Origin of the sequence: Leifsonia xyli (assembly GCA_001647635.1) — a bacterium.
GTDB classification, from domain to species: Bacteria; Actinomycetota; Actinomycetes; order Actinomycetales; family Microbacteriaceae; genus Leifsonia; species Leifsonia xyli_A.
This window is the reverse complement of record CP014761.1, coordinates 167101-181956: the sequence shown is the minus strand read 5'-3', so window position 1 is coordinate 181956 and position 14856 is coordinate 167101. Positions and strand designations below refer to the sequence as shown.

Below are 14856 nucleotides of genomic sequence, written 5' to 3'. Positions count from 1 at the left end.
CCCGCGGCACCCTCCCGGCTGTCGTTACTGGCCGATGGTGCCGATCGGAACGATCTTGCCGTTCTCGACCTTGTAGCCGTAGACGGCCGGGGCCTGCAGCTCACCCGTGGAGTCCCACTTGTAGTGCTTGCTGAGACCGTCGGCGTCGTAGTCCTTCACGAAGGAGAGGAGGTCGGCGCGGGTCGTCTTGCCCTTGTCGATGCCCGAGAGCAGGACGGTGGCGGCGTCGTAGCCCTCGATCGAGTAGGTGCCCGGCTCGGCGCTGGCGAGCTTCTTGTAGGCCGACTCGAAGTCGGTGATGAGCTCACCCGGGATGCAGGGGCAGGTGAAGTACGCGTTGCTGGACGCGTCGCCGGCCAGCTTGATGAACTGGTCGTCCTTCACGCCGTCGGGGCCGACGAACGTGCCCTTGTAGCCCTTGTTGACCAGCTGCTGGTCGAACGGAGCGCCCTCGGCGTAGTAGCCCGCGTAGTAGACCGCGTCCGGCTTCGCGTTGATGATCTTCGAGATCACGGCGGAGAAGTCCTTCTGGCCGGTGGTCACCTTGTCGGTGCCGACGAGCGCGTCGCCGAGCGCCTTCGAGGTCTGGGTGCCGAGGCCGATGCCGTAGTCGGAGTCGTCCTGGACCAGGTAGACCTTCTTGGCCTCCAGCTTGCCCGTGAGGAACTTGGCCGCCGCCGGGCCCTGCACCGCGTCGTTGCCCAGGCCGCGGAAGAAGGTCTTCCAGCCGTTCTGGGTCAGGCCGGGGTTGGTGGCCGACGGGGTGATGTGGACGAGACCCTGCTGCTCGAAGATGTTGCCGGTGGCCTTCGACTCACCCGAGAACGGGAGGCCGACGACGCCGACGATGTCGGACTCGTTCACGGCCTGGGTGACCGGACCGGTCGCCTTGTTCGGGTCGCCCTCGGTGTCGAACTTCTTGAAGCCGACCTGGCAGCCCTTGTTGGCCTCGTTGTGCTGGTTGATGGCCAGCTGGATGCCGTTGTAGATGTTGATACCCAGCTGAGCGTTCGGGCCGGTCTCGGCGCCCACGTAGCCGATGGTCAGGCCAGCAGGACACGTGGCCTTTCCGTCGCCGGCGGGCAGGACCGCGTCCTTGGGCACATCGACCGACGTGATCGCCGGGATGTCGACCTTGGACGAGTTCCCGTTGGTGGATCCTCCGGTGGACGGCTGATTCGCGCATCCAGCCAGGAGCAGTGCGACTGACGCTGCAACAGCCGCACCGATGGTGACTTTCTTCCGTAGCATCTCTTGCCTCTCGACGTTCAATTCGTCGCGAACGCGGCGTTGTTGCCTCGTCGCACCACGAATAGGTGTGCTGAGACTACCGTGCGCGCAACGAAATGCCACACCATTCGGGAGCGGGATTTACACGATCGAAACCAAACCGTTCGGGATGCTTCACACCGCGTGACGCCGTGGATAGGCTGAAGCCTCTCGTGGACCGGCTCGAGGAGGTGTCGCACGTTGCGCGTGATGCGGCTGCCCATCCCGGATGCGCTCGGGACCCCGGAAGCCGCCGCGTTCGAGGAGCTCAACGGCGTGCTGAACGGCATCGTGGTCGACCTGTGGGGCGACGAGGACTTCGTCGAGACGGCCGAGCAGGCGCTGGCCGCCTACCGGGAGCAGGAGTACACCGAGCGGATCGTCTTCGTGGCCATCGAGGAGGGCGCGATCGTCGGCCGGGTGGAGGCGATCTTCCCCCTCGACGAGGACTCGGAGACCGTGTCGCTGCTGGTGGACGTGGTGCCCGCGCTGCGCGGGCGGGGCATCGGGACGGCACTGCTCGAGAAGGGCGAGGAGCTGGCGGCGGACGGCGGACGCCGCGTGATCTCGACGTATACCGAGCACCCCATCCGGACGCTCGAAGGCGCCGACCGGCTGGTGCGGGCTCCGGCCGGCACCGCCGGACTCCCCGCGAGTCGCGCGACGTGCGCTTCGCCCTGCACCACGGCTACACGCTCGGCCAGATCGAGCGGTCGAGTGAGCTGCACCTGCCGCTGCCCCCTGCGCTGGAGGCCGGTCTGACGATGCCGCTGCACGGCTTCCGCCTGGTGTCGTGGTGGGGCGCCGCGCCGGACGACCTGCTGGAGCGGTTCGCGGCGATGAAGGCGCGGATGGCGACGGACATCCCGCAGACCGGCATCGCCGTCGACCCCGAGGACTGGGACGGCGAGCGGGTGCGATCGCAGGAGCGCACCCTGGTGGCGCGCGGCGAGCCGCTGCTCGTGACCGCCGCCGTGCACGAGGCGACGGGCGAGATCGCCGCCTACACGGAACTCGCGGTGCCGGCGGACGGCACGAAGGCGGAGCAGTACGACACCCTCGTCGCCCGTGTGCACCGCGGCCACCGCCTTGGCACGGCGGTCAAGCTGCGCAACATCCAGGAGCTCGGACGGCGGGCGCCGCACATCCGCCGCATCCTCACCTGGAACGCCGACGAGAACGACCCGATGCTCGCGATCAACCGCGCGTTCGGGTTCCGGCCCCACGCGCTGACGGGTCACTGGCAGAAGACGCTGGAGTAGTCGGCGGCGTGCCCGCCTCCGGTCGAGCAAAACGGAGGAGTGTGCGACTCCGCGCGATGGCGCTCTCCTCCATTTCGTAACAACCAACGGAGTGTCGTGGCTGATCTCCTCCGTTCTGTACGCAGCTGGAAGGGAGGAGGTCGTCGACCGCTCAGGCGACGGCGCGGGGGACGCGCAAGCGCTGGCAGTGCGGGCAGAAGTGGGAGCCGCGGTTCATGAACTGCTCGCGGACGATCGGGGTGCCGCAGCGCGGGCAGGGCTCGCCCTGGCGGCCGTAGGCGTTGAGGCTGTGGGAGAAGTAGCCCGAGTTGCCGTTGACGTTGACGTACTGCGCGTCGAAGCTGGTCCCGCCCTCGGCCAGCGCCTTCTCGAGCACGTGACGGATTTCGGCGAGGAGGGTGCGGACCTTCGCGCGGCCGAGCGAGTTCGCGGGCTGGGCGTAGTGGATGCGCGCGGCCCACAGCGCCTCATCGGCGTAGATGTTGCCGATGCCGCTGACGAGCGTCTGGTCGAGCAGGGCGCGTTTGATGCCGGTGTTCTTTCGGGCGAGCGCCGCAGCGAAGCGGGCGTCGTCGAACGCGGGGTCCAGCGGGTCCCGGGCGATGTGCGTGACCTGGGTCGGGATGAGCGGCTCGTCGGTCCCGAGGCCGCCGTGTGCGCCGTCGTCCGTCGGCACGAGGGAGTCGACGGCCATGGATCCGAAGATGCGCTGGTCGACGAAGTGAACCCAGAGCTCGCCGTGGTCCGGGCTCTCGATGTGCAGGCGGATGCGGAGCAGGCCGGCCTCGACGGTCCCGGGCTCGCGCAGCAGGATCTGGCCGCTCATCCCGAGGTGCGCGACGATGGCGCGTCGCGGCGTGCCCTCGAGCGGGATCCACAGGAACTTGCCGCGGCGGACCGGCCCCTGCATGGTGCGGCCGGTGAGCAGCGACTCGAAGACGCCGGCGAGGGGGTCGTGCCGTTTCAGCGACCGCGGCTCGAAGACCTCCACGCCGAGGATGGTCGCGCCGGTCACCGCGGGGGCGAGTCCGGCGCGGACGACCTCAACCTCGGGAAGCTCGGGCACGTCGTCTCGTCAGTTCCGTCCAGGCGCTGAGCGCCGCGGCCATCTCGGCCTGCTTCTTGCTCGTGCCCTCGCCCGTCGCCGTGACCAGTCCGCCGACCTCGACGGTGGCGTGGAAGGTCTTGGAGTGGTCCGGCCCGGTATTCGTGACCGTGTAGACGGGCAGACCCGCGCCGCGGTGGGCGGCCGCCTCCTGCAGGCTCGTCTTGGGGTCCATCGCTGCGCCGAACCGGTCCGGGTCGTCGAGCAGGGGTTCGATCAGGCGCAGGACCAGTGCGGTCGCGGCGTCGCCGCCCGCGTCCAGGTACGTCGCGCCGATCAGCGCCTCGACCGTGTCGGCCAGGATCGACGCCTTCTCGCGTCCGCCGCTCTGGTTCTCGCCACGGCCCAGTCGGAGGTACTCCCCCAGGCCGATACCGCGGGCGACCTCCGCCAGCGCGACGGAGCTGACGAGGCTGGCGCGCCGCTTGGCGAGCTCGCCCTCGTCGAGGTGCGGGTTCTCGCGGAACAGCTTCACCGTGACCGCCTGCCCCAGGATCGAATCGCCGAGGAATTCGAGGCGCTCGTTGTTGGGGATGCCGCCGTGCTCGTACGCGTACGAGCGGTGTGTCAGCGCAAGCTCGAGAAGCTCGGGGTCGATATCGACCCCGAGCTTCTGGAGGAGTGCAGTGCGGTCTATCTTCTCAGAGACCACGCGACGATCAGACGTCGGCGACCTTGCGGCCCTTGTACTCGAGGAAGAGGGCGGTGCCCGCCGAGTCCTCGACCACCTTGGCGCGGTGCGGGAGGCTGTAGGTGACCTTGCCGTTCTCGATGGTCTTGACCAGCGTGGGGGCCGAGGCCTTCCACTGCGAACGGCGGGCGTGGGTGTTGGCGCGCGACTGCTTCCGCTTGGGGACGGCCATGGCTATCTCTTCTCTGTGTTCGTTCCGGAAACATCCGGGTGGTCATCGGTGTCGGAAGCCTGGAAACCGGCCAACCCACGCAGCGCAGACCATCGAGGATCGATGTTCTGGGTGGGCTCGCGGTCCGGTACATCCGCCAGCCTCTCCCCGGTCTCGGGGTCGAGACCCGGGCAGTCCGGCCGGCACACCGGCTGAAACGGCAGTGACAGCACCACCGCATCCCTGATCAGAGGTTCAAGATCCACGTGGTCGTCGTGAACCTCATAATCGAAAGCTTCGTCAGAAGGATACGCGAAAAGTTCCTGGAAATCGACTTGGACGGGCTGCTCGATGTCGATGAGGCAGCGACCGCAGACGCCGACCGCGGTGCTCTGGGCGTCCGCGGTGACGAGGATGCCCTCGTGCATCGACTCGAGCCGGAGGTCGAGATCGATGGTCTCGCCCTCGGGCACGCTGATGAGGCCCTCGCCGAGCTTCTCCGTGACCGGGATGCTGATGCGCTGCTCGCGCATGGCGCCGGGATGGCGCATGAGGTCGTACACATTGACGGTGTACGGGGAGTTCTTCGTAGTCACGAGGGACTATTTTACGCGGCGCTCCGGGTCCTGACGGCGGAAGGCCAGCCCGCTGGCAGCAAGGACACAGGAAGCAGCAGCGCCTTGACCCGGAGTGCGGCGCCCGCCTGCGCCTCCAGGGCGGAAACGACGGCCGTCAGGTCGTCGGCGAGGCCGCCCGCCCACCGGCGTGTCGGCGGGCCGTAAGCGGAGCGTTCCAGGGCTGCGAGCAGACGCGCGACCGCGTCCTCCCCCGGGGTGCCGGCGACCGCGGCCGCGATCCGCCCGGCGAAGACGCGCGGTGTCTCGGTCGGCGGGGCGCTCCATCCCAGGTCGCGGACGGTGTCGCGCAGCTCGTCCCAGACGAGCGTGGCCCCGCCCCACTCGTCGTTCAGCTCGTGCAGGCGTCTGCGCCTCCGGAGCCGGCGCCAGACGGCGGGGATGAGCAGCACCGCGACGACCAGCAGGCCCACGCCGATACCCGTCGCGAGCGGCTGGGCGGCCGACGGAGCGGCGAAGCTGGCGGAGCCGGTCTGGTTCGCCGGGTCGGTGGGCACCAGGGCCTTCGGCGCCGCTCCGGACGTCGACGTCGAGGTCGGCGCCGGGGCGGCGGCGTCCGTCTGCGGGCGAGTGTAGTCCGGCACGGAGCCACGGCCGACGGTCGGCTCGAACGACACCCAGCCGACGCCCGCGAAGTAGAGCTCGGGCCAGGCGTGCAGGTCGTCGCTGGTGACCGTGTACTGCCCCGGGTTCGACGCCGAGCCGCCGCTGGTGGCGCCGGGCAGGTAGCCCTCGGCGACGCGTGACGGGATGCCCAACGTGCGTGCCATCAGCGCCATCGCCGAGGCGTAGTGGACGCAGTATCCGCTCTTCACGTCGAGGAAGCGGGCGATGACCCGGGCGCCGTCGCCGTCGAAGCCCTGCTTCAGCGGCGTCTGCGTGGAGTACACGAAGCCGTTGTCGCGGAAGTAGTCCTGCAGCGCGACGGCCTTGTCGTACTCGGTGACCGCGTCCTTCGTGGCGTCGAGCGCCGTCTGCTCGATGATCGGGGGCATGCGCGGCGGGAGGAACAGGTCGCGCTGCACGTCCTGCGGCACGATCCCGCCCGCCGCCTTGAGCTGGTCGGCCGTCGGCTGCAGCACGAGGCTCGTCGCGGTGTACTTCTGGCCCTGCGTGGTGGAGTTGATGCCGCCGATGGTGAGGTCGTCCGGATTCCACGACCAGGTGCCGCTCAGGCCCTTCACCGACCGGACCGGCGCGGGAGCGGGCAGCCAGCGGCTGGTCATCTGGTCGATCTCGATGGTCGTGCTGATCTTCGTGGTCTTGACCGCGCTTGAGAGCCCGGCGACCGGTCCTATCGTCGCGCCGTCGGTGAGGCGGTTCGTGTCGCGCTCGCGGTGCTTCCAGACCGACCCGGTGAACTGGTCGAGGGAGGCGAGCTTGAGGTACTGTCCGTTCGCCGCGTTGGTCGTGTACGTCAGCGCCCGGACGGCGGCCGGACGGCGAAGGTCCTTGCCGAGGTCGACCAGCGGGGTGACCGTCCCGCCGATCGAGATGCCGCCGGCTGTGAACGAGGTGGCCCCGCCCTGCTCGAAGCCCGGCGCCGTGCCGGCGAGCACCACCGCGACCGCGACCGCGGAGGCGCCGACCGAGAGCGCCGCACCGGGGCGCGGCGTCGCCGACCGGCGGGTGCGGACGTCGCTGCGCAGCAGCCACAGGTAGGCCGCGGCGGAGGCGGCCAGGGCGAACGGGTCGAGTCCGTCGCCGAGCAGCGCGCCGGGCACCACGAGCACGGCGGCGACCGCCAGCGCCGTGAACGCCGGCGTGCGGACGGCGACGGCGAGGGTGTCCAGCATCAACGCGAGCAAGCAGCCGCCGCCGACGACGAGGAAGAGGAATTCGGGCAGCGCCTCCGCCGGCGTCCCCTGCTGGTAGATGGAGAGCATCGCCTGCTGCAGGTACTCTCCCCAGCCGGCTACCGTCGCGGGGGTCGGGATGAGGCCGAGCAGCCCGGTCCCGCGCCCGAACGCCGCCGTCATGATCGCCGCCGACTCGATCAGCAGGAGCACGGGGACGACGCCGCGCGGCACGCCCGCACTCCGCAGCCCGGCGCCGGTGACGAGCACCAGGGCGGCAGCCCCGACGAGCGCGAACCACCACCCGAAGCCCTGGATGAGACCGACCAGCGCGTAGCTCAGCGCCAGCACCTGGAGGATCATCGCACCGGTGAGCCGCCAGTAGCCGACCCGGCGGCGAGCTGCGACACGGGGAACGGCGAACGCGAGGGACTCAGTCGCCACGGGACACCACCCTCGCCCGCTGGCGGTGCAGCGCGCGCTGCCAGCTGTCCGCCGGGTCGTCCCCGGCGCTGAACGTCACACAGAGCCAGCCGGCGTCCGCGAGCACCTCCACCACCTCGACCGGAACGGACGCGGCGACGAACGCGACCGCGGGGTCGCCCATCGACCGGAGCGACGCCAGCGCCCCGAGTTCGCCCGGGACCCCGCCGAGCACAGCGAAGACGGGCACTGCGCGACCCGCCTTGCGCAGACCCGCCCCGAGCTCCGAGACGGCGTCATCGCGCTCGACCGCGGACGACTCCACGGCGGCGAGGTCGGCGAGCAGCATCCGATCCGCGCTGCCGGTGTCGTAGGTGGCGGTAATCGATCCGAGCGTGCCCGTGCGGCCGGCGCCGCTGCGGCCGGAGAGTTGCCGCTCCCCCGTCTCGACCACGCTGACGACGAAACCCTCGTCGAGCAGGTGGACACCGATCGACGCGACGAGGTCGACGAGCGTCTCGAACTCGGCGGCGTCGCCGGAGGCGCCGGACACCGAGCACGTGTCCATCAGCATCCAGGACTCCGGGTTGCTGCGCTGCTCCTCCTGCCGGACCATCAGCTGATCGTGCCGGGCGGTCGCACGCCAGTGCACCCGCCGCAGCGGGTCGCCCGGCCGGTACTCGCGCGCGATCAGCTCGTCGGCGCTCGGGATGCTGTGGCGCAGCAGCTCGTGCTCCGTCCCCTCGCTGTGGGCGACATCCAGCTCGCCGCGCGACAGCGGGACCACGCGAGGCGTGACGAGCAGCTGCCTGGGCTGGCCGATCGCGTACTCGGCGTAGGCGACGCCGAAGGGATCGGTGCGGCTCACGATCAGCGGGCCGACGGCGTGCGCTCCCCGGCGCTCGGGCACGACATCCTGGCGCAGCACGACCGTGTCGCGGCCGCGCACCGCCTCGGGTTGGTGCGCGCCGAGGCGCGGGAACGGCGCCGACGGCTGCACCCCCACCACGGCCGGGGCCGACTCGCGCCAGCGTGCCGCGGGGCTCGGCCGCGGGGACTGGTTGCGGGCCGTGGTCACGATGGTCGCCTGCTCCCCCACCGCGACCACGTCGGGGTGGAAGCTGCGCGTCACCGTCAACCGCGGCCGGTCGACGGTCACCGAGATCATCGCGGCCAGCGGCAGCACGGTCAGGAACACGCCGACGAACAGCACGTCGGTTCGTCCGAACACCGCCGACGCGATGAGGGCCACCCCGCCCACGGCGCCGAGCGTCCAGCCGCGAGCGGTCGGGCGCGGCCGCTTCAGCGGCGACGAGGCGCGACCACGGCCGGGCACGCTAGCGCCCGGTTCCCCGCACCGGCGCGGGCGCGCCCGAACCGACCGGCACGGGCGTGGAGGAGACGATGCGGCGCACGATGTCCGCGATAACGGGGGCGCTCTCGTGATGGTGGCCGAGGGCGCGGCTGGTGGGGAGGAGGCGGTGGCCGAGCACTGGCACGGCCAGCGCGTCCACGTCGTCCGGGAGCACGAAGTCGCGTCCCGCCAGCGCCGCCGTCGCCTTGGCGGCGCGGATGAGCTGCAGGGTGGCGCGGGGACTCGCGCCGAGGCGCAGGTCGCGGTCCTCGCGGGTGGCGCGCACGAGGTCCACGGCGTACTGCTTGACCGGCGTCGAGGCGAACACGCTGCGCGCGGTCACCATCATGGCCCGCAGCTCGTCCGAGGTCACGACGGGACGGATGCGGGACAGGGGGCTCGACGTGTCGCGCGTGGTCAGCATGGCGAGCTCCGAGCCCTCATCGGGGTACCCCATGGCGATGCGGGCCATGAAGCGGTCCCGCTGGGCCTCCGGCAGGGCGTAGGTGCCCTCCATCTCGACCGGGTTCTGCGTTGCGACAACGATGAAGGGCGCGGCGAGCGGATACGTCGACCCGTCGACCGTGACCTGGCGCTCCTCCATGCACTCGAGCAGCGCCGACTGCGTCTTGGGGCTGGCGCGGTTGATCTCGTCGCCGATGACGATGTTCGCGAAGATCGCGCCCGGCTTGAACTCGAACCGCCGCTCGGCCTGGTTGTAGACCGAGACGCCCGTGACGTCGCTGGGCAGCAGGTCGGGCGTGAACTGGATACGGCTGACGCTGCAGTCCACCGACTTCGCCAGCGACTTCGCGAGCATGGTCTTGCCGACGCCGGGCACGTCCTCGATCAGCAGATGCCCCTCGGCCAGCAGCACGACCAGCGCGGTCTGCACCGCCTCGTGCTTGCCGTCGATGACCGACTCCACGTTGGCGGTGATCTGCTCGGCGGCGCGGCGCAGCTCGTCCAGGCCCATGCCGGGGGCGGCGTCCGTCTCCTCCTCGGGCGCGACGGACGATTCGGTGGGCTGGCGCGTCGCGTAACTGTTCATGGCTCGGCTCACGTCTCCTGGAGGTACTCGTGCACGGCCGGTGGCACGTACGGGCTGACGTCGCCGCCCAGGGCGGACACCTGGCGCACCAGCGAGCTCGACACGTGCGCGTTCGCCGGGTTCGGCAGCAGGAACACGGTCTCCACATCGGCCAGATGCCGGTTGACGATCGCCATCGGCGTCTCGTAGGTCACATCCACCTGCGAGCGGATGCCCTTCACCAGAACATGGGCGCCCACGTCGGTGCAGTAGTCGACGAGCAGGCCGACCGACCAGGACGCGATGACGATGTTGCCGACGATGCCGGCGTCTTCGATCGACTTCTCGATGAGGGCGACCCGCTGCGCGATGGGCAGCAGCGCCGTCTTGTCGGGATTGTGGACCACCACGACGTGGACCTCGTCCCAGATCCGGGCGGCACGTTCGATGACATCGAGGTGCCCGAGGGTGACCGGGTCGAACGATCCAGGGACAACGGCGATCCTGTTCATAGGCCTTCAGACTATCCCGCGGAAACCGGCATTTCGTTGTGAATCCGTTACCAACGGGTTCCACCCGGATAACGGCCCGGCGACCTGCTGGACGCCAACCGTTATCGAACCGTTACCGCGCGACCGTCAGACGGCCCCTCTCCCCGAGGTCTCCATCTGTAGGGGCAGTTTGCCTCATCAACGTCAAACCCTCGACCCGAGAGAACGGCCATGTCACAAACCCGATCCACAAACGTCGCCCATCGTCACGCCAGGAAGACTCTCCTCAGCGTCGGCGGCATCGCCCTCACGGCGGGCGCTCTCGCTATCGGCATTGCCGCGCCGGCTAACGCGACCGCACACCAGAGCCAGGTGCAAACCGGTTGGTATTGCCCGGTCGGAACCCTTCAATATGACGCCGTGTTCAACAGAAACTATTGTGGCTATTGGGGTCTTGTGAATTTCGGACAGGACTTTCAGTGGTTCGACCTGGGCGAGGCCTCGCCTACATACTCGACGGTTACGACGTATACTGCCTCGTTCGACTCGCCCGGCCCCGGGTCGACCGTCACCTCGGCGACTCCGAGGCTGTCTGGTACGGCCAAGCCGGGTGACACGGTCACGATCAAAGACGGTTCCGGAAAGACCCTGGGAACGACCGTCGCGGACGGGAACGGCAACTGGTCGTTCATGCCCACCTCCCCGCTGCCGAACGGGTCGAACACCCTCACCGCGACACAGAGCAGCGACGGCAACACAGCGTCCAGCACGTTCACCGTCGCCGTACCCGTGACCCTCACTTCCCCCGCAACGGGGTCGACGATCACGACGGCGACGCCGACGGTGACCGGCACCGCCCACCCCGGGGACACAGTCACCGTGAAGAACGGCGCCGGCCAGACCCTGGGCACCGCACCCGTCAACAGCAGCGGGGACTGGTCGCTGACACTGACCACGCCGCTGCCGAACGGGTCCAACACCCTCACCGCCACACAGAGCAGCAACGGCAGCACCGCATCCAGCACGTTCACCGTCGACGCACCGACCCCACCTCCCGCGCGGGCCGCGGTGGCCATCACCAGCCCCACGAACGGCAGCGAGTACCTGAACGATGGCAAGAGCCCGTTCACCGGCACCGGGCAGCCGGGTGCGACCGTCACGGTCAAGGACGCGTCCGGGAACACGGTCTGCACGACCACCGTCGGCGCGACGGGGACCTGGTCCTGCCAGCCCGCCTCGGGAGCGCTGACCCCCGCCGACGGATCGAAGATCACAGTCCAGCAGGACGACAAGGGCACGATCACGACCGCGACCGTGGTGCTCAACGTGGCCCAACCGCTTGGTGGGCCGATCGTCGAGCCCGGCGGCCTCGCACTCGCCGGAGGGGTGCTGCTGGCCGCCGCCGGAGCCGAGGGCGTCCGGCGCCGCCGCCGCCACATCGCCGAGGCGTGACCTACCAACGAACTGAACAACACGAAACACCAGAGGGACCGTCGCCGGACTCACCGGCGGCGGTCCTCGGTCTTCACACCACCCGCTCCGCCGGTCGAGGTGAAGAGAGCTGCCCGTCACAGCGCCAGGGCCTTCAGCGACGCACCCTAGGACTTGCCCAGGAAGGCCCGTTCGCTCTCGTCGAGGCGGCGGGCCAGCGCCGCGGCGAGCGCGGGATGCTGCGCGAGCGCGGGGTCGCCCTCGAGGGTCTCCTCCGCCGCGACCCGGGCCTCGGCGATGAGCTCGCCGTCGGAGGCCACGCGCAGTAGCCGCAGCGACGACCGGCCACCGGACTGGCGGCTGCCGAGCACGTCGCCCTCGCGGCGCAGTTCGAGGTCGACGTTCGCCAGCTCGAAGCCGTCCAGGGTCGCGGCCACCGCATCCACCCGTTCTCGCGCGAGGCTGCCCTGCTCGGCGGCGGTGACCAGCAGGCACAGGCCCGGGATGTCGCCCCGGCCGACGCGGCCGCGCAGCTGGTGGAGCTGCGAGACGCCGAAGCGGTCCGCATCCAGCACCACCATCGCCGACGCGTTCGGGACGTTGACGCCGACCTCGATCACGGTCGTCGCGATCAGCAGGTCGATGGCGCCCGCGGCGAATGACCGCATCACCTCGTCCTTCTCCTCGGACGGCAGGCGCCCGTGGAGGACGCCGATGCGGGCGTCGCGGAACAGCGGGTCGGCGCGCACATGCGCGGCGACGGACTCCACGTTCGCGATCGGGCGCGGAGGGGCGCCGTCGCCCGTCTCGTCCGCTGGTTCCGGCTCCTCGCCGTCGTCTTCGACATCCTTGCCCGAAATGGCCGGGCAGACGACGAAGACCTGGCGGCCCTTCGCGATCTCCTCCGACGCGCGCTCCCAGATGCGCCGCTCCCAGCCGGGGCGGTCGGCGAGCGGCACGACGAAGCTCTCGATCCCTTGCCGGCCGGCGGGAAGCTGGGCGATGGTCGACACGTCCAGGTCGCCGAACACCGTCATCGCGACCGTGCGCGGGATGGGCGTGGCGGTCAGCACCAGCACGTGCGGCGGCGTGCCGCCCTTCGCCCGCAGCGCCTCCCGCTGCTCGACGCCGAAGCGGTGCTGTTCGTCGACGACGACGAGCCCGAGGTCGAAGAACGTGACCGCGTCCCCCAGCAGGGCGTGCGTGCCCACGACGATCCGCGCCTGGCCGGACACCGTCCGGAGCAGCGCGCGCTTGCGCTCCGCAGCGGAGAGCTGGCCGGTCAGGAGGGTCGGCATGAGCTGCGCGGAGAGGTCGGGGCCGAGCATCGCGGCGATCGACCGCAGGTGCTGAGCGGCGAGGACCTCGGTGGGAGCGAGCAGGGCGGACTGGCCGCCGGAGTCGGCGACCGCGAGCATCGCCCGCAGGGCCACGAGCGTCTTGCCGGAGCCGACCTCGCCCTGCACCAGCCGGTGCATCGCCGCCGTGCCGGCCAGGTCGCGTTCGATCTCGCCGCCCACCACATCCTGGTCGCCGGTCAGCGCGAAGGGCAGCGCGGCGTCGAACCGCTCCAGGAGTCCGCCGGGGGCTGCGACGCGCGGCGTGGCCGCGACCTGCCGTGTCGCCGCCCGCTGCTGCAGCAGAGCCGCCTGCAGCACGAATGCCTCCTGGAACCGCAGCGAATCGCGCGCCCGCTGCCACTGGGCGTCCTTCTGCGGGCGGTGGATGCCCTCCAGCGCCTCCCGGAACGGCACCAGCCCGCATTCGACGACCACGGCGTCCGGGACCGGGTCGGGAACGGAGCCGAGCGCGTCCAGGGCCAGGCCGACCGCCTTCTGCACCTGCCAGCTCGCCACGGTACCGGTCGCCGGATAGATCGGGATGGGCGTCATCGCCCAGTCCTTCGCCGCCGCGCTGCCGGGGCTCACGGCGTTCTCGGCGTCCGGTTCGAACAGCTCGTAGTCCGGGTGCGCCAGCTGCAGGGCGCCGCGATACGCGGACACCTTGCCGGCGAAGATCCCGCGCACCCCCGGCACGAGCTCGCGGGAGCGCCACGCCTGATTGAAGAACGTCAGGGTGAGGATGCCCTCGCCGTCGGAGATCTTCACCTCGAGGATGCTGCCGCGCCGCGCCCGCATCGGCCGCTCCTGCACGCGCAGCACCTCGGCGATGATCGTGACGTTCTCATCCAGCGGGAGGTTCGCGAGAGCCGTCAGCTCGCCGCGCTTCGCGTAGCGCCGCGGATAGTGGCTGAGCAGGTCGGCGAGGGTCCGCATCCCGAACGCCTTCTCGAAGGCCGAGGCCGTACGACCGCCGAGCACGCCGGTGAGCCGGGCGTCGAGGGACAGCGCGCCCGCGTCAGCGGACCCGGTGCCGGCCGGGGCGGAAGCGGAGGTCATGACTCGATCGTATGCGCCTCGTCCGACGTCTCGCCCGCGCTCCCCGCGTCCCGGTGCGCGACGATCGCGCGCAGCAGGGCGAGCTCCTCCTCGACCGCCTTCTCGCCGGGCCGGTCGGCGTACAGCCGCTCCTGCAGCCTCAACGCCTCCTCGACCCGGCCGAGGTCCCGCAGCGCACGGCCCGTCGCCCACTGTGCGGCGAACCGCTGGTCGGCGGTGCCGTAGCGTTCGGCGTAGTCCGCCGCGTCCTCGAACGAGACCAGAGCCGCCTCCGCGTCCCCGTCATCGAGACGGGCCCAACCGCGGACGTCGTGCAGGACGACGCCCCATCGAAGGACGCGCGGGTCGCCGGTGCCCGCCAGATCGGCGAGTCCCTCCTCGATCCACTGGTCGGTGTGCGGACGGTCGGCCTCGGCCAGCGCGAGGGCCGTCTCGACCGCTAGGGCGATGTCCGCATCCCGCCGCGCCGCCCGCAGCGCCGCCTCGAGCAGCGGCACGGCCTCGTCGGGTCGATCGGCGGCGAGCCGCACGTGGCCCCGCTCGAGCAGCACCCGCACCTCCAGCACGCCGCTCGCGGGCTCCAGGGAGTCGAGCAGCGCCTCCGCCTCCTCGATGCGGCCCTGGAGGCCGAGCGCGCGGGCGCGCTGCGTCTGCAGCTCGGCCCGGACGACCTCCGATCGTGCCGGTTCGGCGGCGGCAGCGGCCAGCCGTTCGGCGGAGGCGATCGGGTCACCGGGGAGCCACAGGGCGTCGAGCTCTGCCTGCTCCAGGCGTTCCTCCATGCCCACATTCTGGCCGCTGGTCCCGCGCGACGCTAGG

12 protein-coding genes and 2 pseudogenes are annotated in these 14856 nt (G+C 70.8%); 2 read left to right on the top strand and 12 right to left on the bottom strand.

Annotated features, from left to right (window positions below):
* Window positions 1–24 precede the first annotated feature (24 nt).
* Entirely contained in the window at window positions 25–1251 is a 1227-nt protein-coding gene (locus A0130_00935; protein ID ANF30435.1) for a branched chain amino acid ABC transporter substrate-binding protein, read from the bottom strand.
* Between the two features lie 191 nt (window positions 1252–1442).
* Here A0130_00935 and A0130_00930 point away from each other — a divergent pair.
* Window positions 1443–2531: pseudogene (locus tag A0130_00930) on the top strand (hypothetical protein).
* A 151-nt stretch (window positions 2532–2682) separates the two neighbouring features.
* Here the strand turns inward: A0130_00930 and A0130_00925 are convergent.
* The 9 genes from A0130_00925 to A0130_00885 all read right to left on the bottom strand — a co-directional run bounded on the left by A0130_00925 (window position 2683) and on the right by A0130_00885 (window position 11079).
* Window positions 2683–3597: a DNA-formamidopyrimidine glycosylase gene (locus tag A0130_00925; GenBank protein ANF30434.1), complete on the bottom strand. Its 915-nt coding sequence runs from the start codon at window positions 3595–3597 to the stop codon at window positions 2683–2685.
* Entirely contained in the window at window positions 3575–4288 is a 714-nt protein-coding gene (locus A0130_00920) for a ribonuclease III (protein ID ANF30433.1), read from the bottom strand. The genes A0130_00925 and A0130_00920 overlap by 23 nt, the downstream gene beginning before the upstream one ends.
* Before the next feature lie 7 nt (window positions 4289–4295).
* Entirely contained in the window at window positions 4296–4499 is a 204-nt protein-coding gene (locus A0130_00915; protein ID ANF30432.1) for a 50S ribosomal protein L32, read from the bottom strand.
* A 2-nt stretch (window positions 4500–4501) separates the two neighbouring features.
* Window positions 4502–5029 (bottom strand): hypothetical protein, encoded by a 528-nt coding sequence (locus A0130_00910; GenBank protein ID ANF33235.1) that lies wholly within the window; start codon window positions 5027–5029, stop codon window positions 4502–4504.
* A gap of 56 nt (window positions 5030–5085) precedes the next feature.
* Entirely contained in the window at window positions 5086–7353 is a 2268-nt protein-coding gene (locus A0130_00905) for a hypothetical protein (GenBank protein ID ANF30431.1), read from the bottom strand.
* Window positions 7343–8668, bottom strand: coding sequence for a hypothetical protein (locus A0130_00900; GenBank protein ID ANF30430.1), 1326 nt, complete (start codon window positions 8666–8668; stop codon window positions 7343–7345). The genes A0130_00905 and A0130_00900 overlap by 11 nt, the downstream gene beginning before the upstream one ends.
* A gap of 1 nt (window position 8669) precedes the next feature.
* Window positions 8670–9737, bottom strand: coding sequence for an ATPase (locus tag A0130_00895; GenBank protein ANF30429.1), 1068 nt, complete (start codon window positions 9735–9737; stop codon window positions 8670–8672).
* Between the two features lie 8 nt (window positions 9738–9745).
* Entirely contained in the window at window positions 9746–10228 is a 483-nt protein-coding gene (locus A0130_00890) for a pantetheine-phosphate adenylyltransferase (protein ANF30428.1), read from the bottom strand.
* A gap of 455 nt (window positions 10229–10683) precedes the next feature.
* Window positions 10684–11079: a hypothetical protein gene (locus tag A0130_00885; GenBank protein ANF30427.1), complete on the bottom strand. Its 396-nt coding sequence runs from the start codon at window positions 11077–11079 to the stop codon at window positions 10684–10686.
* On the opposite strand from A0130_00885, the gene A0130_00880 reads away from it, so the two are divergent.
* Window positions 11051–11659, top strand: coding sequence for a hypothetical protein (locus tag A0130_00880; GenBank protein ANF30426.1), 609 nt, complete (start codon window positions 11051–11053; stop codon window positions 11657–11659). The two genes, A0130_00885 and A0130_00880, sit on opposite strands and share 29 nt — an antisense overlap.
* A gap of 146 nt (window positions 11660–11805) precedes the next feature.
* On the opposite strand, the gene A0130_00875 is transcribed toward A0130_00880, so the two are convergent.
* Together A0130_00875 and A0130_00870 are read right to left on the bottom strand one after the other, a co-directional pair.
* Window positions 11806–14037: an ATP-dependent DNA helicase RecG gene (locus A0130_00875; protein ID ANF30425.1), complete on the bottom strand. Its 2232-nt coding sequence runs from the start codon at window positions 14035–14037 to the stop codon at window positions 11806–11808.
* Between the two features lie 71 nt (window positions 14038–14108).
* Window positions 14109–14819: pseudogene (locus A0130_00870) on the bottom strand (hypothetical protein).
* Window positions 14820–14856 lie beyond the last annotated feature (37 nt).

What these genes read in the sequence shown, in the direction of transcription:
- A0130_00935 (ANF30435.1), bottom strand. Translation starts at nt 1,251, where the DNA reads ATGCTACGGAAGAAAGTCACCATCGGTGCGGCTGTTGCAGCGTCAGTC.
- A0130_00910 (ANF33235.1), bottom strand. Translation starts at nt 5,029, where the DNA reads ATGCGCCATCCCGGCGCCATGCGCGAGCAGCGCATCAGCATCCCGGTC.
- A0130_00895 (ANF30429.1), bottom strand. Translation starts at nt 9,737, where the DNA reads ATGAACAGTTACGCGACGCGCCAGCCCACCGAATCGTCCGTCGCGCCC.
- A0130_00875 (ANF30425.1), bottom strand. Translation starts at nt 14,037, where the DNA reads ATGACCTCCGCTTCCGCCCCGGCCGGCACCGGGTCCGCTGACGCGGGC.
- A0130_00890 (ANF30428.1), bottom strand. Translation starts at nt 10,228, where the DNA reads ATGAACAGGATCGCCGTTGTCCCTGGATCGTTCGACCCGGTCACCCTC.
- A0130_00915 (ANF30432.1), bottom strand. Translation starts at nt 4,499, where the DNA reads ATGGCCGTCCCCAAGCGGAAGCAGTCGCGCGCCAACACCCACGCCCGC.